At 65.0% G+C, this 19680-nt stretch carries 16 protein-coding genes and 1 pseudogene; 4 read left to right on the top strand and 13 right to left on the bottom strand.

The window, feature by feature from the left end; genetic code table 11:
- From R3X27_RS24165 to R3X27_RS24210, 10 genes are all read right to left on the bottom strand, one after another.
- Window positions 1–1420: aldehyde dehydrogenase family protein (locus R3X27_RS24165; RefSeq protein ID WP_317711473.1), on the bottom strand; the 1420-nt coding region annotated here is incomplete at its 3' end.
- A gap of 14 nt (window positions 1421–1434) precedes the next feature.
- Entirely contained in the window at window positions 1435–2445 is a 1011-nt protein-coding gene (deoC, locus tag R3X27_RS24170) for a deoxyribose-phosphate aldolase (RefSeq protein ID WP_317711474.1), read from the bottom strand.
- A gap of 70 nt (window positions 2446–2515) precedes the next feature.
- On the bottom strand, window positions 2516–3622 hold the full coding sequence (locus tag R3X27_RS24175; protein WP_317711475.1) for a hypothetical protein: 1107 nt from the start codon (window positions 3620–3622) through the stop codon (window positions 2516–2518).
- A gap of 60 nt (window positions 3623–3682) precedes the next feature.
- Entirely contained in the window at window positions 3683–4042 is a 360-nt protein-coding gene (locus R3X27_RS24180) for a hypothetical protein (protein WP_317711476.1), read from the bottom strand.
- 115 nt (window positions 4043–4157) lie between these two features.
- Window positions 4158–5897, bottom strand: coding sequence for a sulfate permease (locus R3X27_RS24185; protein ID WP_317711477.1), 1740 nt, complete (start codon window positions 5895–5897; stop codon window positions 4158–4160).
- A 60-nt stretch (window positions 5898–5957) separates the two neighbouring features.
- Complete coding sequence (locus tag R3X27_RS24190; RefSeq protein ID WP_317711478.1) at window positions 5958–7643, bottom strand: TIGR01244 family sulfur transferase; 1686 nt, start codon at window positions 7641–7643, stop codon at window positions 5958–5960.
- 82 nt (window positions 7644–7725) lie between these two features.
- On the bottom strand, window positions 7726–8607 hold the full coding sequence (locus R3X27_RS24195; RefSeq protein ID WP_317711479.1) for an MBL fold metallo-hydrolase: 882 nt from the start codon (window positions 8605–8607) through the stop codon (window positions 7726–7728).
- Between the two features lie 21 nt (window positions 8608–8628).
- On the bottom strand, window positions 8629–9150 hold the full coding sequence (locus R3X27_RS24200; RefSeq protein ID WP_317711480.1) for a YeeE/YedE family protein: 522 nt from the start codon (window positions 9148–9150) through the stop codon (window positions 8629–8631).
- Window positions 9151–9153: 3 nt separating this feature from the next.
- Window positions 9154–9582, bottom strand: coding sequence for a YeeE/YedE family protein (locus tag R3X27_RS24205; RefSeq protein WP_317711481.1), 429 nt, complete (start codon window positions 9580–9582; stop codon window positions 9154–9156).
- Between the two features lie 3 nt (window positions 9583–9585).
- On the bottom strand, window positions 9586–9795 hold the full coding sequence (locus R3X27_RS24210) for a DUF2892 domain-containing protein (RefSeq protein WP_317711482.1): 210 nt from the start codon (window positions 9793–9795) through the stop codon (window positions 9586–9588).
- A gap of 436 nt (window positions 9796–10231) precedes the next feature.
- Between R3X27_RS24210 and R3X27_RS24215 the strand changes: the two genes are divergently transcribed.
- On the top strand, window positions 10232–12163 hold the full coding sequence (locus R3X27_RS24215; protein WP_317711483.1) for an elongation factor G: 1932 nt from the start codon (window positions 10232–10234) through the stop codon (window positions 12161–12163).
- 141 nt (window positions 12164–12304) lie between these two features.
- Window positions 12305–13138, top strand: coding sequence for an aldo/keto reductase (locus R3X27_RS24220; RefSeq protein ID WP_317711484.1), 834 nt, complete (start codon window positions 12305–12307; stop codon window positions 13136–13138).
- 65 nt (window positions 13139–13203) lie between these two features.
- Here R3X27_RS24220 and R3X27_RS24225 read toward each other — a convergent pair whose 3' ends face one another.
- Both R3X27_RS24225 and secG read right to left on the bottom strand, forming a co-directional pair.
- Window positions 13204–14847 (bottom strand): CTP synthase, encoded by a 1644-nt coding sequence (locus R3X27_RS24225; RefSeq protein WP_317711485.1) that lies wholly within the window; start codon window positions 14845–14847, stop codon window positions 13204–13206.
- 197 nt (window positions 14848–15044) lie between these two features.
- Complete coding sequence (gene secG / locus R3X27_RS24230) at window positions 15045–15410, bottom strand: preprotein translocase subunit SecG (RefSeq protein WP_317711486.1); 366 nt, start codon at window positions 15408–15410, stop codon at window positions 15045–15047.
- Window positions 15411–15582: 172 nt separating this feature from the next.
- Between secG and R3X27_RS24235 the strand changes: the two genes are divergently transcribed.
- Window positions 15583–16875 (top strand): adenylosuccinate synthase, encoded by a 1293-nt coding sequence (locus tag R3X27_RS24235; protein WP_317711487.1) that lies wholly within the window; start codon window positions 15583–15585, stop codon window positions 16873–16875.
- 1 nt (window position 16876) lies between these two features.
- Window positions 16877–17140: a DUF2842 domain-containing protein gene (locus R3X27_RS24240; RefSeq protein WP_317711489.1), complete on the top strand. Its 264-nt coding sequence runs from the start codon at window positions 16877–16879 to the stop codon at window positions 17138–17140.
- Window positions 17141–17517: 377 nt separating this feature from the next.
- Here R3X27_RS24240 and R3X27_RS24245 read toward each other — a convergent pair.
- A pseudogene (locus tag R3X27_RS24245) lies at window positions 17518–19680 on the bottom strand (hypothetical protein); the annotation flags it as partial.

The following is a 19680-nucleotide window of genomic DNA, read 5'->3' on the forward strand; positions in this document are numbered from 1 at the left end:
CTTCCCAGCCGCCTTCGCGCCCGAAGCCGCTCTCACGCACGCCGCCGAAGCCGGCGGCGGCGTCGAAGAGGTTGGTGGCGTTGACCCAGACCACGCCGGAGGCGAGCTTGGGGGCGATGTCGAGCGCGAGGTTCACATTCTCGGTCCAGACCGAGGCGGCGAGCCCGTAGCGGGTGTTGTTGGCGATCTGCACCGCCTCGGCGGGGGTGCGGAAGGTGGTCGAGACCAGCACCGGGCCAAAGATCTCCTCCTGCATCAGCCGGTCGGCCGGGGCGAGGCCGGTGATCAGGGTCGGCGGGTAGAAGCAGCCCTCGGGCAGGGTGACGTCGGGTTGGTAGACCTCGCCGGCGCCGGCACCCTCCTCGACGAAGCGCTTGACGGACTGGAGCTGCACCGGGTCGATCAGCGCGCCGACATCGATGCATTTGTCCAGCGGGTCGCCGATGCGGAGCGCGCCCATCCGGGCCTTGAGCTTGGCGTGGAAGCGCTCGGCGATGCCTTCCTGCACCAGCAGGCGGGAGCCGGCACAGCAGACCTGGCCCTGGTTGAACCAGATCGCGTCGACCAGCCCTTCGACGGCACTGTCGAGATCCGCATCTTCGAAGACGATATAGGGCGACTTGCCGCCCAGCTCGAGCGTCAGCGACTTGCCGGTTCCGGCGGTCGCCGCGCGGATGGCGCGGCCAACGGCGGTGGAGCCGGTGAAGGCGATCTTGTCGACCGTTGCGCCGACAAGCATTTCGCCTGATTTGCCGTCGCCGGTCACGATATTGACGACGCCGGCGGGAAGGCCGGCTTCCTGGCAAATCTGGCCGAAGAGCAGAGCGGTGAGCGGCGTGTATTCGGCAGGTTTGAGGACGACCGTGTTGCCCATGGCGATGGCGGGGGCGATCTTCCAGGCGAGCATCAGCAGCGGGAAGTTCCACGGGATGATCTGGCCGCAGACGCCGAGGGGCGCGCGATCGGGGAGCTCTTCTTCCATGAGCTGCGCCATGCCGGCGTGGTAGTAGAAATGCCGGGCGGCGAGCGGGATGTCGAGATCGCGGCTCTCGCGGATCGGCTTGCCGTTGTCGAGCGTTTCCAGCACGGCGAAGAGGCGGGCGTGTTTTTGCAGCAACCGGGCGAGGGCGTAGAGGAAGCGGGCGCGCTTGTGACCGCCGAGCCCGGCCCAGCCGGGCTGGGCGGCGCGGGCGGCGGCAGTGGCGGCGTCGATATCGGATTGGCTTGCCTGGCTGACGGTGGCCAGCACGGTGCCGGTGGCCGGGTTACGGGTCTCGAAGCCCTCGCCCGCCTCGGTAAAGGTGCCGTTGATGAAATGGCCGAAGGCGCGCCCGCGCGCCTCTAACCAGGCTTGCGCCTCGGCGGCGCTTTCAGGGGCGGGGCCGTAGTCCATGCTCTCGAAGATGTCCTTGATATTCATGTGAGCCTCCCGGATCAGGCCAGCGGATGACGGAACGCGGCGGAATAGGCGCCGGTGACATGGTGTTCGAGCTGCCGCTCGATATCGCCGAGGAGCGACGATGCGCCGAAACGGAACAGGTCGGGCTGCAACCAGCGGTTGCCCAGCTCTTCCTTCAGGAGCGAGAGGTAAACCAGCGAGTCCTTGGCCTTGGAGATGCCGCCGGCGGGCTTGTAGCCGATCTTGATGCCTGTGCGGGCCTCGTAGTCGCGGATGGCGCGGATCATCACGAGAGAGACGGGCAAGGTGGCGTTGACGCTCTCCTTGCCGGTCGAGGTCTTGATGAAATCGGCGCCGGCCATCATGCAGATCAGCGAGGCGCGGGCGACATTGCGCAGGCTCCCGAGTTCGCCAGTGGCCAGGATCGCCTTCACATGCGCCTCGCCGCAAGAGGCGCGGAACTCGCGCATCTCGTCATAGAGCGCCTGCCAGTTGCCCGTGAGGACATGGCGGCGGGAGATGACGATGTCGATCTCCGAGGCGCCGGCTTTGACCGACTCGCCGATCTCGGCGACGCGCAGGGCGAAGGGTGAGAGGCCAGCGGGAAAGCCGGTGGAGACGGCGGCGACGGGGATGCCGGAGCCCTGCAGCGCCTCGACGGCGACCTCGACCATGTCGTGATAGACGCAGACCGCGCCGGTGGTCAGGCGGTCCATGCCGAGCGCATCCAGCAGGTCTTCGCGCACCGGCTGGCGGGCCTTGGCGCAGAGGCGGCGGACGCGGCCGGGCGTGTCGTCGCCGGCCAGCGTCGTCAGGTCGATCAGCGAGATCGCTTTCAGCAGCCAGGCGGCCTGATAGTCCTTCTTGACCGAGCGGCGGCCGGGCAGCGTGGCGGTGCGGCGCTCGATGGCGGAGGTGTTGGCCTGGGCGCGCATGACCCAGTCCATGTCCAGCTCCATGCCGGGATTGCGGGTCAGCCCCGCGACTTGCGGCAGGTGGTCGGGCCGCTGGGTCACGGCCGTTGTGGTCTCGGTCTGGCTTTGCATCGGGGATGTCCTCCCATGGGAAATCACCGCAGCACGCTCGCACGCGTCGCCCGAAGGGGCAAGCGCGGGATCATTGCGGCAGCAGGCGGGCGAAGGTTTCGGCGGCAAAGGGATCGGCCTCGGTGGAGCGGCGCGGCTGGAGGCGATCGTAGTTTTTCCAGTTGGTGGTGATGGCGCGGCAATGCCAGTAGCCGAAATCGGAGCGCTTCAGGAGGCGCATCGGCAACGGCAGGCTGGGGCGATGCACGTCCCAGCTCAAATGGCGGCGCCATCCATCGGGGCGGATGCAGTATTTCGTCGGGCAGGGGCCGACGCCGACCTCCGGGTGCAGGTGGTCGGCGTGGCGGAAGGGCGGCTGGCTTCGCATGGGCGGGCTGGTCCAGTTGCCTTCGAAGGCGACGAGGCCGAGCGGGCTCTCCACCGCGGCGTCGAAGACGGAGCCGTCGCGGCTCCAGACGATCTCGTCGATATCGGCATTGAGCACGGCGCGGGCGCGGGACAGGAATCGGAGACGGGCGTGGTTCAGCATCGCCGGTTGCAGGAATTTTGCCCCGCCGCCGCCGGTTTTCGACCGCACGGGCCCGTAGCTTTGCGGCACCTTGAGGACCACGCCGCGCTTGAGGCCGGCCCGCGCCATCGTGTCGAGGATCGCTTCGGGCGGGTAGGCGTCCGAGGCGTTGTCCATCAGCAGCATCGCCTCCAGCCCGTGCTCGGCGATGTGGAAGCGCGCCCAGTCCTCGATCCAGTCGAGCCGATTGTTACGCGAGATATGGAGCGAGGCATTGAGGCCGGCAAAATGCGCGGTCTGCATCGGGCTGATGCCGCTCTCGCCCTGCCAGCGGCCGGTGCGGGTGGAGACCCGTTCGGCACCGTCGGGCAGGTCGAGCTCGACGATGTCATGGCGGCGGTGGCGGCTGGTGCGACGGATGCGGGCGGGCTGTCCGTCGATCTTGAGGGCGCCATCGACGAAGAAGGTTCTGAAGTTCAGCAATTTCGGGCAGATCAGGCGCAGGTGGCGACCATCGGCCAGGGCGTCATACCAGAGCGTTGTCCAGTCATAGGCCTCCTTGAAACCTTCGCCCTGGGCGGCCCGCGGCACGATGGCGGAGCGGGTCCTGCCGCTGCCTTCCACCGAAAGCGATTGCATCTCGGCAATAATGAAATCGTCCTGCACCATGGCCCGCGTCATAGGCCGAAACGAAGGCAATTTCCAACCGGAAAGGCGTTCGCCGCTGCGTCAGGCCGTCAGTTCCTGCCCGTTGGTGAGCTGGTAGTCAAAGCGCGCCGTTCCGTTGCGGAACCGGTCCACCTGCACCTTGGCCAGCGTGAACTCGAAGAGCCGCCGGACGGGGCTGCTCTTCACGTCGCCATCCTCGGCCAGCACGGCGCGAACGCGGCGGTCCGGGTTGCCGGCGGTGAGTTGCCGGATGACGGCGTCGAACTGCTTCTGGGCCAGCGTGGTGTCGCGGGGGCCATGCGTCCGCCAGCACTGGGCCAGCGCGTCGCGTTGCAGGTCGCTTGCGTTCAGGACCGGGAGCGTGCCCATGCCGGAAACGGTGGCGGTCCAGTGGCCGCGGGTCTGGGTGATCTTGATCATGGTCGGGAATCCTTCCTCTGCCGGGCAGAAGAAGTTCCCGCCTTTCAACTACAGATGGGGATCCGGGACGCGAATTACACGTTCCGCAGCCCCGAAATGCGCTGGGCGAAGGATCTCAGGCCGCGGAATCCGCGGCCTGGGCGTTGGGCGAGAGCGCCATGAAGGCGTCGAACTGGGAGAGGAAGACCCGGCCATTCATCTCGTCGAGGAAATGGCTGCGTTTGAGCCGATCCATGACCGGGCCTTTGACCTCGGAGAGGTGCAGCTTGATGCCCATATCCTTGAGCCGGTGCAGGATGCTCTCCAGCGATTCCAGCGCCGAGAGGTCGACCTCGTTCACCGCCGGGAAGTTCAGCACCACATGCTTGAGCTGGGTGTCACCGACGACGCGGTCATAGACGTAATCCTCAAGGAAGCGTGCATTGGCGAAATAGAGGCTCTCATCGACGCGCAGCGTGACCATTGTCGGGTCGGTCAGGACCTTGTGGCGGCAGATATTGCGGAAATGCTGGGTGCCGGGGACAAGGCCGATCTCGGCGACATGCGGGCGCGAGGTCTTGTAGAGATGCAGGAAAATCGAGAGCACCACCCCGGCGGAGACGCCGACCTCGACGCCCATGCCGAGGGTCAGCAGGATCGTCGCGGAGACGGCGACGAAATCAGGCTTGGAGAAAGCCCAAGCGTGCTTGACCACCGAGAAATCGACGAGACTGAGCACGGCGACGATGATGGTTGCGGCGAGCGTGGCCTTGGGGAGGAAGAAGAGCAGCGGGGTCAGCAGGAGCGCGGCTAGCAGGATGCCGATGGCGGTGAAGGCGCCAGCGGCGGGGGTCTCGGCGCCGGCGTCGAAATTGACGACCGAGCGGGCGAAGCCGCCGGTGACCGGGTAGCCGCCGGAGATCGCGGCGGCGACGTTGGACGTGCCGAGCCCGATCAGTTCCTGATTGGGGTCGATGCGTTGGCGTTTCTTGGCGGCCAACGTCTGGGCGACGGAGACGGATTCGACGAAACCGATGATGGAGATCAGGATCGCCGGGCCGATCAGGGCCTTCCAGAGCGCTGGGTCGAGCGAGGGGGCTGAGAGCGGCGGCATTCCGCGCGGCACGTCGCCCACGATGGCGACGCCGCGATCGGCGAGGCCAAGAGCCCAGGCGAGGATCGTGGTGGTGACGACGGCGGCGACCGGGCCGGCCTTGGTCAGGATGTCGGCAAGGCGCGGCTTGAGGCCGGATTTCAGCAGTAGCGGCTTGAGGCCCTTGCGCACCCAGAACAGGAAGGCGGTGGCGGAGACGCCGATGATCACCGTCCAGAGATTGGTCTGGCCGAGATTGCCGAGAATCGCGCCGAGCGTTTCCAGCAGGTTATGGCCGGAGGCCTCGACGCCGAGGATATGCTTGAGCTGCGAGGTCGCGATCAGGATGCCGGAGGCGGTGATGAAGCCCGCGATCACCGGGTGCGAGAGGAAATTGGCGATGAAGCCGAGGCGCAGCAGGCCCATCACGGTCAGGAAGAGGCCGGAGATGAAGGCGAGCGTGATGGCGGCCAGCGCGATGGCGCGCGGGTCCGTCAGGCCGAGATTGCCCACGGCGGCGGCGGTCATCAGCGAGACCACTGCCACGGGGCCGACGGCCAGCGCGCGGGAGGTGCCGAAGATCGCATAGGCGACCAGGGGCAGGATCGAGGCGTAGAGGCCCATCTCCGCCGGCAGGCCGGCGAGCAGCGCATAGGCGAGCGACTGTGGGATCAGCATGATCGTCACGATCACCGCGGCGAGCGCATCGCTTTCGAAGGTCTGGCGCGTGTATTGGCTGCCCCAATCGAGAATGGGCAGGTAGCGGCGGAGGAAGGGAGGCATCTGGGAGGAACCTTGAAACGGGGAGAGACCGGCGCGCTCGGGCGCGCGCCGGGGCGGGCGTCAGGCCGACGAGTCGTCGCCGGTGATCTTCTCGGGCTTGGCCATCCATTCGCGGCCCTTGAGCATGGCGCCCCAATAGACCGGGGGCAGCAGCAATTCCTTGAGAATCCAGGCGGCGCGGGTCGGCTTGGTGCCGTTGATGAGCCATTTTGGCAGGATCGGCATCAAGGTGCCGCCATAGCCGAATTCGGCCAGGACGATCTTGCCGCGCTCGACGGTGAGCGGGCAGGAACCGTAGCCGTTATAGGCGCCCTGCGGGTTGCCGCCGAGGATGTCGGCGGTGACATTGGCCGCGACAACCGGCGCCTGCATCCGCGCGGCGGCGGCGGTCTTGGCATTGGGCGCGTTCATCACGTCGCCCAGCGACCAGACATTCTCGTACTCGGTGTGGCGCAGGGTGATCTGGTCGACATCGACCCAGCCGGCCGCATCGGCCAGCGGCGAGACGCGGATGAAATCCGGCGCGGTCTGGGGCGGGCAGACATGGATCATGTCGAACTCGGTGGTGATCGTCTCGGGCTCGGCATCGGGCTTCTTCACTTCGAAGGTCGCCGTTTTCGCCGGGCCGTCAATGGACACGAGATTGTGGAAATAGTTCAGCGTGGCATCGTATTTCTTCACATATTCCATCAACGCCGGGACGTAATCCTTCACGCCGAAGAGCACGCCGCCGGCATTCATGAACTGGATGTCGATATTGCCGATGATCTCCTCGCGATACCAATGGTCGCCCGAGAGATAGAGCGCCTTCTGCGGCGCGCCGGCGCATTTGATCGGCATTGGCGGCTGGGTGAAGAGGGCGCGGCCTTGCTTGAGCCCCTGAACGAGTTCCCAAGTGTAAGGCGCGAGGTCGTAGCGGTAATTCGAGGTCACGCCGTTCTTGCCCAGCGTGTCGACGAGCCCGTCCACCGCGTGCCAGTCGAGCTTGAGCCCGGGGCAGACGATCAGGCGGTCATATTTCACAACCCGGCAGCCATCGAGGATGACGGCGTTGTTCTTCGGCTCGAAGGCGGCGACGGCGGATTTGATCCAGTGCACGCCCTTGGGGATCAGGCTCCCCATCGTGCGGGCAGTCGTTGCCGGGTCGAAGATGCCGGCGCCGACCATGGTCCAGCCGGGCTGGTAGTAGTGGATGTCCGCGGGGTCGATCAGGGCGATCTCGAGATCGCGCATCCGCGATTTCAGCGAGGAGGCGACCGCGATTCCGCCCGCGCCGCCGCCGACAATCACTACGTCGAACTTTGCATCACCGGTGTCGGTCGGGGTCTTGCCGCCATTGACGATGCGGCGGACCACGCCGCCCATGTCATAGCCTGCCGCTTTTGCCGTGCCGAGAATCTCGGAGGCCGGCATGTCCTTGGCATGGCTGAGCGACCAGAGCGTGGTGCAGCGCGTGCCGGTGCGGCAATAGGCGAAGACCGGCCCGGGAAGATGGGTCAGTGCGGTGCCGAATTCCTCGGCCTGCTCGTCCTGCACCATGCCGGAGGTCACCGGCTGGTAGAGGCATTCCAGCCCGATCTCTTTCGCCGCCATCTCGATTTCCTCGAAGGTCGGCTGGTCATTTCCCTCGCCATCGGGGCGGTTGCAGACGATCGAGCGGAAGCCCGCATCCTTGATCTTCTGCACGTCTTCGGGCGCGATCTGGGGCGAGACCGTCAGTGTCTCGGTGAGTTTGCGCAGTTCCATGTCGGGTCAATCCTCCGAAATCGGTCGCCCCGGGGCGTCATTGACGCGCCCCGGTGGCTGGGTATTTCCGCTCTTATATGGCTCAGAGCCCGTTCACGGGAACCTTCAGCATCGGGTTGCCTTCATCATCGGTGGGGATCTCGCCGGCGCGCATGTTCACCTGAAGCGAGGGGATAATGAGATTCGGCATGGCCAGCGTGGCATCGCGCTCGGTACGGAACTTGACGAAATCCTCTTTCGTCTTGCCGGTCCCGACATGGATATTGTGCTTCTTCTCTTCGCCGACAGTGGTCTCCCACGCGATATCGCGGCCATTGGGACCGTAATCATGGCACATGAAGAGGCGCATCTCATCTGGCAGGGCCAGCACCTTCTGGATCGAATCGTAGAGCACACCGGCATCGCCGCCGGGGAAGTCGGCGCGCGCGGAGCCGCCATCGGGCATGAAGAGCGTGTCGCCCACGAACGCCGCGTCGCCCACGACATGGACCATGCAGGCCGGCGTGTGGCCGGGCGTGTGCATGGCGAAGACCTTCATGGTGCCGATCTCGTAGGTGTCGCCTTCCTGGAAGAGCGCGTCGAATTGCGAGCCGTCGCGCTGGAATTCGGTGCCTTCGTTGAAGATCTTGCCGAAGACGTTCTGCACAGTGACGATATGCTCGCCAACACCGATCTTGCCGCCCAGTTTGTCCTGGATATAGGGCGCGGCCGAGAGGTGGTCGGCATGGACATGGGTCTCGATCAGCCATTCAAGCTTGAGGTTGTTGTCCTGCACGAAAGCGATCAGCTGGTCGGCATGTTCATAGGTGATGCGGCCGGCGGCGTAGTCGATATCCATGACGGAATCGATAATGGCGCAGGCATTGGAGCTCGGGTCCTTCACGATATAGGAAATCGTGTGGGTCAGCGGGTCGAAGAAGCCGGTGACTTCGGGCTTCACGGACATGTCGAGGGGGTAGTCCATGGTTTCCTCCTTGAAGGTCGGTCAGTTGCCAATGTTCTGTTCGGTGGTCGGGCCGCGCGGGGCCTCGGTCAGAGGGCCGTGCGCGGCGGGCTGGTGCAGCTCGGGGCCGCCCGGGGTCTGGAAGCGCTTGGCGGTATGGGTGTTGATGTAGCGTGCGACGCCCATGCCGGCGATCAGCGCGAGGGTGAACAGGATCACCTCCCAGCGACCGGTGCCGAGGGCGGGCAGCGCGCCGCCGGGGCAGAAGCCGGAGAGTCCCCAACCGACGCCGAAAACGGCGGAGCCGCCGAGCAGCTTGAGGTCGATGGTGCGGTTCTGCGGGACGTGGAAAATCTGGTCGAAGCTCGGCCCTTCGCGCTTGAGCACGACGCGATAGCCGAAGAAGGCAACCACCACGCCGCCGCCCATGACGAAGGCAAGCGACGGGTCCCAGGTTCCGGTGAAATCGAAAAAATTCAACACCTTCTCTGGGTTGGCCATGCCGGAGATCGAGATCCCGACACCGAAGATCAGGCCGATGAGATAGACGGAAATCAGGCGCATGGGTCAGCCTCCGAAGACGTGGCGGACGGCGTAGACGGTGATCGCTGTCGTTGCCATGAAGGTGAGCACGGCCGCGAAGGAGCGCGGCGAGAGCCGGGCCAGCCCGCAGACGCCGTGGCCGGAGGTGCAGCCGGAGCCATAGGAGACGCCGATGCCGACGAGGAAACCGCCGATGATCAGCGCGACAGGCGTGACCGGGACGGTGATCTCGGGCCAGTTTCCGGTCACCATCAGGAAGACCGCAGGTCCGGAGATCATGCCCGCGAGCAGCGCCCAGCGCCAGGCGCGGTCATCCTCGGCGAAGACGGCGGCGGAGAGAATGCCGGTCGCGCCCATGATCCGTCCGATGGCAGCCATGAGCAGAACCGCTGCCAGCCCGATCAGGACGCCCCCGAAGAGGGACGCGAAAGGTGTGAAGTTCACGATTTCCATGGATCAGGAATCATCCCTGCTGCAGGTGTTGATGCCGAAGATGGCGTAGGGGGGGCAGACGCCCATGGCAGCTGTGCCCAGCATCACCAGCCCGACAAGGGCGGCGATCACGGTCCAGAGCGTGCCCCAGCCGGCGCTGAAGGCAAGGACGAGCAGGACGACGCCGACAATGGCGCGCGCGGTACGGTCGAGGGAGCCCATATTCTTGGTCATGGTCCGATTCCTTTATCTGTACGAGGTTCAAAAGGGTCGCGATAGGTATCACTGGAAACCCGAGTCTCACGGGTGTCCCGTCATATCTAAACCAATCAGTTCACCAATTCAAGTTGCCGAATGTGTTTCCGTCGCGGCGGGCGTGGCTTTGGCGGCTTCCGGCGTGCCGGTGGCGGCGCTACCGCGAGCGTAAACACGGGAATGTCGCAGCCAAAACGGCCCGGAAGCCCTTGACCTTCCTGTCTCGGCGGGCGGAATGTTTGAGGGCCGCACAGCAGGTGTCGTTCAATCGTTTCTGAATCGACCCCGGCGTCGCGGCGGATCAATGGGCGGCGCCAGACCGCGCGGGATCCGGGGAGGGTCGTTCTGCCGAACGGCCCGGTCCGCGCAAAATGGTCGGGAGCCGCCAAACCGGCAAAGTTTGGAGGAACCTGACATGCGTTGTTTTACAGTTCTCGGCCCGTCTAGCGCGGGCAAGACCACATTGGTCGAGGCATTGGCAAGCCTTGATTCGAAGCCCGTCAGGTCCGATCTCGCCGAGTATTTCGGTGTGTGCGAGTTTTCCTATCTCGGGGAACCCTGGGCGGCTTTCGACATCGCCGGCGGCGCCGAGTATCTCGGCTATGCAGGCGAGGCGTTGGCCGCCAGTGATGCCGCGATTCTCTGTGTGCCGCCCGAGCCGGAGGCGGCGGTGCTGTGTGCTCCCTATCTGCGCCTGATAGAGGAAAGCGGAACGCCCTGTATCCTGTTCATCAACCGCATGGACACGAGCGAAAACCGTGTGCGCGACATCGTGGCCGGCCTCCAGGCCTATGCCAACCACACCATCATCCTGCGCCAGGTGCCGATCCGCGAGGGCGACGAGGTCGTCGGCACGGTGGACCTGATTTCGGAGCGCGCCTGGGAGTTCCAGCCGGGCAAGCCGTCGAACCTCATCGAAATTCCCGAGGCGGCGATGGAGCGCGAACAGGAAGCCCGCGCCGAGCTGCTTGAGCACCTGTCCGATTTCGACGACCATCTGCTCGAAGAGCTGATCGAGGACAAGGCGCCGCCGCGGGACGAGGTGTACGATGTCGCGACCAGCGTGCTGCGCGAGAATGACGACATCCCGGCCTTCCTCGGCTCGGCCAGCGGGCGCAACGGCATCACGCGGCTGATGAAATCGCTGCGCCACGAGGCGCCTCTCGTCGACAAGACCATCGAGCGTCTGGCCACGGATGCGGTCGCTGCGGGCATCTTCTCCACCCATCGAAAGCATATGGGCAAGGCGGTGATCCTGCGGGCACTGGGCGGCTCGGTTGCGGCCGGATCGACGCTGGGCGGGGCGAATATCGGCAATCTCAGCGGTATCGACGCCAAAACGCCGCTCGAGCGGCTGGAGCCGGGCGCGATCGGTGTCGCGGTCAAGTCGGACCATCTGAACGCAGGCTATTACTACTCGACCGATGAGAGCGAGACCATGGCCGACTGGTCGCGCGGCCATCCGCCGAGCTTCACCGCGCTGGTCACGCCCGTGCATGAGAAAGACGATGCGCGGCTGTCGACGGCGCTGGCGCGGGTGGCCGAGATCGATCCCGGCATCAGTGTCGAGCAGGACGAGGTCAGCGGCCATGCGATGGTCCGGAGCCAGGGTCCGATGCATTTGCGGCGGATCCAGGCGCTTCTGGAAGAAGATTTCGGGGTGGCATCCGCGACCGACGAGGTGGCGGCCCGCTATCGCGAGTCGATCTCCAAGCCGGTCGAGCATCAGCATCGCCACCGCAAGCAGTCCGGCGGCGCAGGCCAGTTCGCTGATGTGTTGATGAAGATCGGGCCGCAGACGCGCGGCGAGGGCTTCAGCTTCGAGGAGCTTGTCAAGGGCGGTGCTGTGCCGCGCAACTACATCCCCTCGGTCGAGGCCGGCGCCAAGGATGCGATGGTGAAGGGGCCGCTGGGCTTCGCCGTGATAGACGTCTCCGTGACGCTTCTCGACGGCAAGTCGCATTCGGTCGACAGTTCCGACTTTGCCTTCCGCACGGCGGGCAAGGCCTGTGTGAAGGAGGCGCTGACCGAGGCCTCGCCGGTGCTGCTGCAACCCATCGACCGGGTGGATATCCACGTCCCCTCGGTTTTCTCGGGTGCCATCGTGACGCTGGTTTCCTCGCTCAAGGGGCAGGTTCTGGGCTTCGACCCGAACCCGGAGGCCAAGGGGTGGGATATCTTCCACGCGCTGCTGCCGGACAGCTCGCTGACCGAGCTGGCCCGCGCCCTGGGCGGCGCGGCGCAGGGGACGGCCTGGTATGAGGCGGAGTTCGACCACTACCAGGAAGTGCATGGCAAGGAAGCGACGCGGATCTCGCAAGAGGCCAAGGAAGCGGCGAACGCCTGATCGCCGCGACGCAGGATTTCGCGCCGGGGAGCCTCCGCTTCCCGGCGCGTTTCTTTTCGGGCAAATGCGACCGCGGAGTCTCTTGTTGTTGCTTCCTCGGCGGGCCTAGTGTCGCGGCGGAAGAGCAAGAAGGAGGCTGCAATGCCCAATGTTCCCATCCTGACACTGAATGACGGCACCCGGATCCCGCAGCTCGGCTTCGGCATCTGGCAGGTGCCGGAAGATGTCGCCGCCGAGGCGGTGGAGAGCGCCCTGCGCATCGGCTACCGGCTGATCGATGGCGCCTATCTCTATATGAACGAAGCCGGGCTCGGCGAGGGGCTGCGCGCGTCTGGCGTGCCGCGCGAGGAGGTGTTCATCACCACCAAGGTCTGGAACCACGAGCAGGGGCGCGACAAGGCGCGGATCTCGGTCGAGCGCAGCCTGAAAACGATCGGCGTCGACCAGCTCGACCTCGTGCTGATCCACTGGCCAGTGCCGAGCCAGGACCTGTTCGTCGAGACCTGGAAGGCCTTTGTCGAGATGCGCGAGGAGGGGCTGATGCGCTCCATCGGCGTGTCGAATTTCAACGCCGATCACCTCGAGCGCGTCATTGCCGAGACCGGTGTCGTCCCGGCGCTGAACCAGATCGAGTTGAACCCCGAGCTGCAGCAGCCAGAGCTGCGGGCCGCAAACGAGGCACAAAACGTGCTGACACAGGCCTGGACGCCGCTTGGCAACGGGCGCTCCTTCGAGAAGGCGCCGACCACCGCCATCGCGGCCCGGACTGGCAAGAGCCCGGCGCAGGTGGTGCTGCGCTGGCATGTCCAGCTCGGCCACGCGGTCATCTCGCGCTCCGTCAACCCGGAGCGGCAGGCGCAAAACCTCGACATCTTCGATTTCGAACTGACCGCGGCGGAGATGGGCGCGATGACCGCGCTTGATATCGGCCTGCGCACCGGGCCGGACCCGTCGGTCTTCAAGCTCATGGGCTGAACGCAGCCCGCCCAAACGACAACGCCCCGGTCATGGCCGGGGCGTTTTCGTTTCTGGAGACCGGATCACACCAGCCGACTGTTTTCCTTGGCCGCGCGAATAAAGTCGCGGAACAGCGGATGTGGCTCGAAGGGCTTCGATTTCAGCTCCGGGTGGAACTGGACGCCGATGAACCAAGGGTGATCCTTGACCTCGACAATCTCGGGAAGGCGTCCGTCCGGCGACATGCCGGAGAATTTCAGACCCTTCTCCTCCAACTTCGCCTTATACTGGATGTCGACCTCGTAGCGGTGCCGGTGGCGCTCGTCGATCTTCGTGCGACCGTAGATCTCGGCCACGCGGCTGCCCTCTTCGAGCACCGCGTTATAGGCGCCCAGACGCATCGTGCCGCCCTTGTCGTCATCGACCTTGCGCTCGACCTTGGCGTTGCCCTGTACCCACTCCTTGAGGTGATAGACGACCGGGGTGAAGCGGCGCTTGCCGGCCTCGTGGTCGAACTCCTCGGAGCCGGCATCGGTCAGGTCCGTCAGGTGCCGGGCGGCCTCGATCACCGCCATCTGCATGCCGAGGCAGATGCCGAGATAGGGGACGTTGCGGGTCCGGGCGAACTCGGCCGCCTTGATCTTGCCCTCGGTGCCGCGCTCGCCGAAGCCGCCGGGCACGATGATCGCGTGGAACCGCTCCAGATGCGGCGCAGCGTCTTCCTTCTCGAAGATCTCGGCATCGATCCACTCCGCCTTGACCTTCACCCGGTTGGCCATGCCGCCATGGGTCAGGGCCTCGGCGATGGATTTATAGGCGTCCTCGAGCTGGGTGTATTTGCCGACGATGGCCACGCGGACCTCACCGTCCGAGTTATGCACCCGGTCGGAAACATCTTCCCAGCGGGAGAGGTTCGGGCGCGGCGCGGGCGAGATACGGAAGGCGTCGAGCACAGCCTGGTCCAGGCCCTCGCGGTGATAGGCCAGCGGCGCGTCATAGATCGACTTGAGATCCTGCGCCGCGATCACGGCATCCGGGCGCACATTGCAGAACAGCGCCAGCTTGTCGCGCTCCTTCTGCGGGATCGGCATCTCGGAGCGGCAGACCAGCAGGTCCGGCGCCAGCCCGATGGAGCGCAGTTCCTTGACCGAGTGCTGAGTCGGCTTGGTCTTCAGCTCGCCGGAGGCCTTGATGAAGGGCAGCAGCGTCAGGTGCATGAAGATGCACTGATCGCGGCCCTTGTCCTGCGCGAATTGGCGGATCGCCTCGAAGAAGGGCAGGCCCTCGATATCGCCGACCGTGCCGCCGATCTCGCAGAGCATGAAATCGACCTCATCCTCGCCGATGGCAATGAAATCCTTGATCTCGTTGGTGACGTGCGGGATCACCTGGATCGTCTTGCCGAGGTAATCGCCGCGACGCTCTTTTTCCAGCACGTTGGAATAGATCCGGCCCGAGGAGACCGAGTCGGTCTTGCGGGCGGCCACGCCGGTGAAGCGCTCGTAATGGCCGAGATCGAGATCGGTCTCGGCGCCGTCATCGGTGACGAAGACCTCCCCATGCTCGAACGGGCTCATCGTGCCCGGATCGACATTGAGATAGGGGTCGAGTTTTCGCAGTCGGACCGAGAAGCCGCGCGCTTGCAGAAGCGCGCCGAGGGCTGCCCCCGCGAGGCCCTTGCCAAGCGACGACACAACGCCGCCGGTGATGAAGATGAACCTAGCCATGGGTGGCCGACCCCCGTGATCTCGTTGGATTCCGACCTGCGGAATCGACAGTTGAAGCAGCTTGCTGGTGCCCCAAAAAAACGCACCATCACGGGACTCAGAGTGTAGAGGATTCGCCGTGATGGGGCAACAGCACCGCTAGATGATGTTGCCGATTTCAGAACTTGAGCAAAGCCTTGTGGCCCGGAGGCCGCAGATTACTCCGCCGCCTGCGGCACGACCGGCGCATTGTCTACCGGCGCGGGCGCCAGCGGGAACTCGGTGCCGCTCTCCGTTTCGCTGGCTTCGGGCGTCTCGACGGGCACCGGTGCGTCGGTGATGCGATCGATGACCGAGGCGCCTTCGGTGTTCGCCGCCGCCAGGATGGTCAGCGTGATCGAGGTGATGATGAAGCCGATGGCCAGAACCCAGGTCACCTTGCCAAGCGCCGTTGCCGCGGCCCGGCCAGTCATGGCACCGCCCGCTGACATCCCCAGGCCTCCCCCTTCGGAGCGCTGCAACAGCACGATGCCGATCAGGCCCAAAGCCAGAATCAGGTGGACGATCAGGATGACATTTTCCATGCAGGGCGCCTCGAATTCGGATGCGCGGTATCTAATGGGAAGCCCAGCGGGTCGCAACCCCTTCCGGGCCTCTGCGCGGCTTCTGCGCAGGCATGCGTCAGAAAGGTGGTTTCCGCGCGCCCACTGTACCGCTATACAGCGCCGGGTTTTCCGGTCAGCCGAGGAGAAATGCATGGCCAATGTTGTCGTTGTCGGCGCCCAGTGGGGCGACGAAGGAAAAGGCAAGATCGTTGACTGGCTCTCCGAGCGGGCCGATGTGATCGCGCGCTTCCAGGGCGGCCATAATGCCGGCCACACCCTGGTGATCGATGGCGAGGTGTTCAAGCTTTCGCTGCTGCCCTCGGGGATCGTGCGCAAGGGCAAGATCTCGGTGATCGGTAATGGTGTCGTACTCGATCCATGGGCGCTGATCGGGGAGATCGACAAGCTGGCGGGGCAGGGCGTCGAGATCACGCCGGACAACCTGATGATCGCCGAAAACACGCCGTTGATCCTGCCGCTGCATGGCGAGCTGGACCGGGGCCGTGAATCGCAGAATTCCGTGGCCAAGATCGGCACCACCGGTCGGGGCATCGGCCCGTGCTACGAAGACAAGGTCGGACGCCGGGTCATTCGGGTCGCTGACCTTGCAGATGAGGCCACGCTGGAAACTCGTGTCGGCCGCCTGCTCGTACACCACGACGCGCTGCGCAAGGGACTCGGCCTGCCGCCGGTCGATGTCGAGAAGCTGCTGGCCGATCTGCGCGAGGTTGCGCCCAAGGTGCTGCCCTTCGCCAAGCCGGTCTGGCGCGAAATGAATATCGCCCGCAAGGCAGGCAAGCGCATCCTCTTCGAGGGCGCGCAAGGCTCGTTGCTCGACGTGGATTTCGGCACCTATCCCTTCGTGACCTCCTCGACCACGATTTCCGGCTCCGCCGCCTCCGGGACCGGCATGGGACCGGGTTCGATCGATTTCGTGCTCGGCATCGTCAAGGCCTACACGACCCGTGTCGGCGAAGGCCCCTTTGCCTGTGAGCTCTTCGACGAGGTCGGGGAGCATCTGGCCACTGTCGGCCGCGAGAAAGGCACTGTGACGGGCCGCTCGCGCCGCTGCGGCTGGTTCGACGCTGTGCTCGTGCGTCAGACCTGCGCATTGTCGGGTGTCAACGGCATCGCGCTGACCAAGATGGACGTGCTGGATGGCTTGAAGGAGCTGAAGATTTGTGTCGGCTACGAGCTGGACGGTGAGACTCTGGATTACCTGCCCACCGCCGCTGACCAGCAGGCCCGCGTGACGCCGATCTACGAGACGATGGAAGGCTGGAGCGAGAGCACGGCCGGCGCGCGCAGCTGGGCCGACCTGCCGGGTGCAGCGGTCAAATATGTCCGCCGGATCGAGGAGTTGATCGACTGTCCGGTCGCGCTACTCTCCACCTCTCCCGAGAGAGAGGACACGATCCTTGTCACAGACCCCTTCGCGGACTGACATGGCGCTGAGTTACAAGGCCCGGCGGCGTTGGTCGCTGCTGATTCTTCTGGTCGGCATGCCGGCCTATGTCGTCGTGGCCGTCACGATCATGAACTGGCTCGACCGCTTGCCGCTCGTCGTCGAGCTGCTTGTCTACGTGGTTCTCGGAATCGCCTGGGCGCTGCCATTCCGCTATGTGTTCCGGGGGATCGGCAAAGCCGATCCTGAAATCGAAGCCGCGCGACCGGAGGGCGGAGAGCCCTCCGAAGGCGACGGCCGGTAGAGAAACCGGGGCGACTCAATCGCCTCGGACAGAGCCTTCTGGTATGCACTGGTTGCGGACACCCCCGCAGGTGGCGTGCGTGCGCCGGTTCGGCGTGGCCCCTTGGGGAGCACTGCCAAACCAACGAAAATGACGAGTTTCGATCCGGACTTCGCGCCAATCAGCATTCAAGATCAAGGACCGTTCCGGGCTTCTGTCGGGGGTTTTGGGCCGAGGTTGGCCGAGAGAAGACTGGTGTGTCTGCTCCAGAGCTGTCCGCTGACGACAACCTTCAGGACGCGTGACGCGAAATGTAGAAAAGTTGAATAAAAACAGGGCGGGAAGCCTTTCGGCATTCCCGCCCAACACTCGCTACTACCGGTTGCGAAGTGCGCGCCTTACAGCGTTGCCCTGCGCTCTTCCGGCATATAGCGAGAGGTTTGAGAAAGCGTGAACTGACCACGGTCCAGCTTGCGAATTTTGCCCTGACGCAGCAATTGTCCGAACGTGCGCAGGCTGTCCTCGCGGCGAAGCTCTTCCTGTCCCTCGGCCTGCCGAACGACATCCATGATCTCGGGATGGGAGAAATGGGGCTGCCCCTGGACATAGGAGGTGTAGGCGGCCGCACATTCCAGCAGGTCTTCGAGTCCCTGAACGCCCATGCGCTCGGAAAACTCATCGAAAGTCGTGCTCTCGGCAAAGATGCCGGCGGCTTCCTGGTCCGTGGATACCATCGAGCGCGGCGCTTCCTCCACGATCTCGGGCACGGCGGCGACAGCCTTTTCCGCTTCCGTGACCATTTCGGACAGGACGCTTGTCTCACTCGGGGAGACCATGCGGCCCGTGGTGACGCGACGCGGCCGAACCGGGCGCGGCTGTACGGGCGCTTCCGATGCGGTCTCGTTCGTTTCATCGACACGCTGTTCAGAGACAAGCATCAATGGCGCAACCCGGGGCCGTTCCGTCGCCGCGACCGGCCGCGATTCGCGCGGGCGGCTTCCAGAGAGGATCGGACGGCGCGGCCGAACCGGGACTCCCTCCGTCGATTCCGGGGCAGCATCCGGCGTCGATGCCTCCGAAGTCTCGAAGCTGGTGGCGTCCGGGCTGGGGATTTCCGCAACATGCACGACCTGATCGGCGTCGGTTTCGGGGGTGTTTTCCTCCGCGAAGCTCGATACCGGCGGGGTGCTGACGACCTTGCGCAGGTCGTCCTGGTAGGGCCGTGCTTCCTCCGGTCCGTTTGGCAGGCGCGGGCCTTCGGCACGGGTTGCGGCAACGGCGGCCTTGAGGTGCTCGATCGCGGAGCGACGGCGGCGGATTTCGGGGCCGGCGAGCTTGGAGTCGGCCTCTTCCATCAGACGCGACACATTCGTGACGGTTTCCTGCTCTTCGCCGAGCACGAGCGCCCGACGTTCGGCCGCGGCTTCGGCGCGCGCTTCCTGTTCGGATTCGCGGGCAACCCTGGCGACGACGTCCTCGACGAAATCCATCTCCGGAACATCCGTTGAGACGACGGGCTCGACCGTTTCGGCGGGCTCGAGGGCGTCGGTATCCGGAATGTCAGAAACCGTTTCAAGGGCTTCGGAGACGGTTTCCGTTTCGGCCTCGGTTTCCAATGTCGCGGCGACCTGTTCAGCCTCGACCGGTGTGGATTCCTCAACCGCCGTGACCTCGGGATCTTCGAAAGCGATCTCGGTGACCGGCTCGACGAAGCTGCCATGCGACGCAAAGGCCAGCGAGGAAAGCTCCTCCTCGACATCATTCGTGGTTGCCGTCATCTCCGGCTCCACAAGGCTGCGCAGGGCGGCGTCGTGGCTCTCGGTTTCGAGGGCGGCAACCTCGGCGGCGTCAGCGGCCATTTCGCGTTGGACAGCTTCCAGTTCCCGAAGAAGATCAGCCTCTTCATCCGGCGGCAGCGAACTGGTCGTCTGCGCGTCCACTGGTTCAACGCTGTCCGTCATGGCTGCGATCGTGTCCATCGTCTCCGCGTCTGCGGTGGCGGGCTCGATCAGGCTGGACGCCACTTCCTCGAAATCCTGGGCCTCTTCGGCCTGCTCAGGCTCTTCGAAAGTGTCCTGCGAGGTGGCTTCGGTCTCGGCTTCCTGAGGTTCAGCGGTGTCCTCTTTGCTCAGCGCGGCTCTCAGCGATGACATCAGGGAGGCCTTGCGCACACGGATCACCCGGCCACGCGGAGCATCCGATTGCTCGTGTTCTTGCGCATCTTCGTCGCTTGCCTGGGCAGGCTCGATGGTGTCGGCGTTCAACTCGTCGGTCACCAGGTCCTGCCGATTCTCGTCGGCAAGGACGAGTACCGGAGCGACGGGTTCGGGGTGCACCTCAAGCATCTCCGGATCCTGGAGATGGTCCTCAACGCGGGGCAGACTTTCGTCACTCGCGGTTTCGGTAAAGGGCTCGGCCATTGTGTCGGACGGCACGGCCTCCTCGTAGGCGCTTTCGAAGTCCTCGATGGGTTCTTCGGACGTGGTGTCGAAGGTCTCGACGGGTTCTTCGGTCGTGGCGACGAAGGTCTCGATGGGTTCTTCGGACGTGGTGTCGAAGGT

It is taken from the genome of Tropicimonas sp. TH_r6 (assembly GCF_033101155.1).
Classification (GTDB): Bacteria; Pseudomonadota; Alphaproteobacteria; order Rhodobacterales; family Rhodobacteraceae; genus Tropicimonas.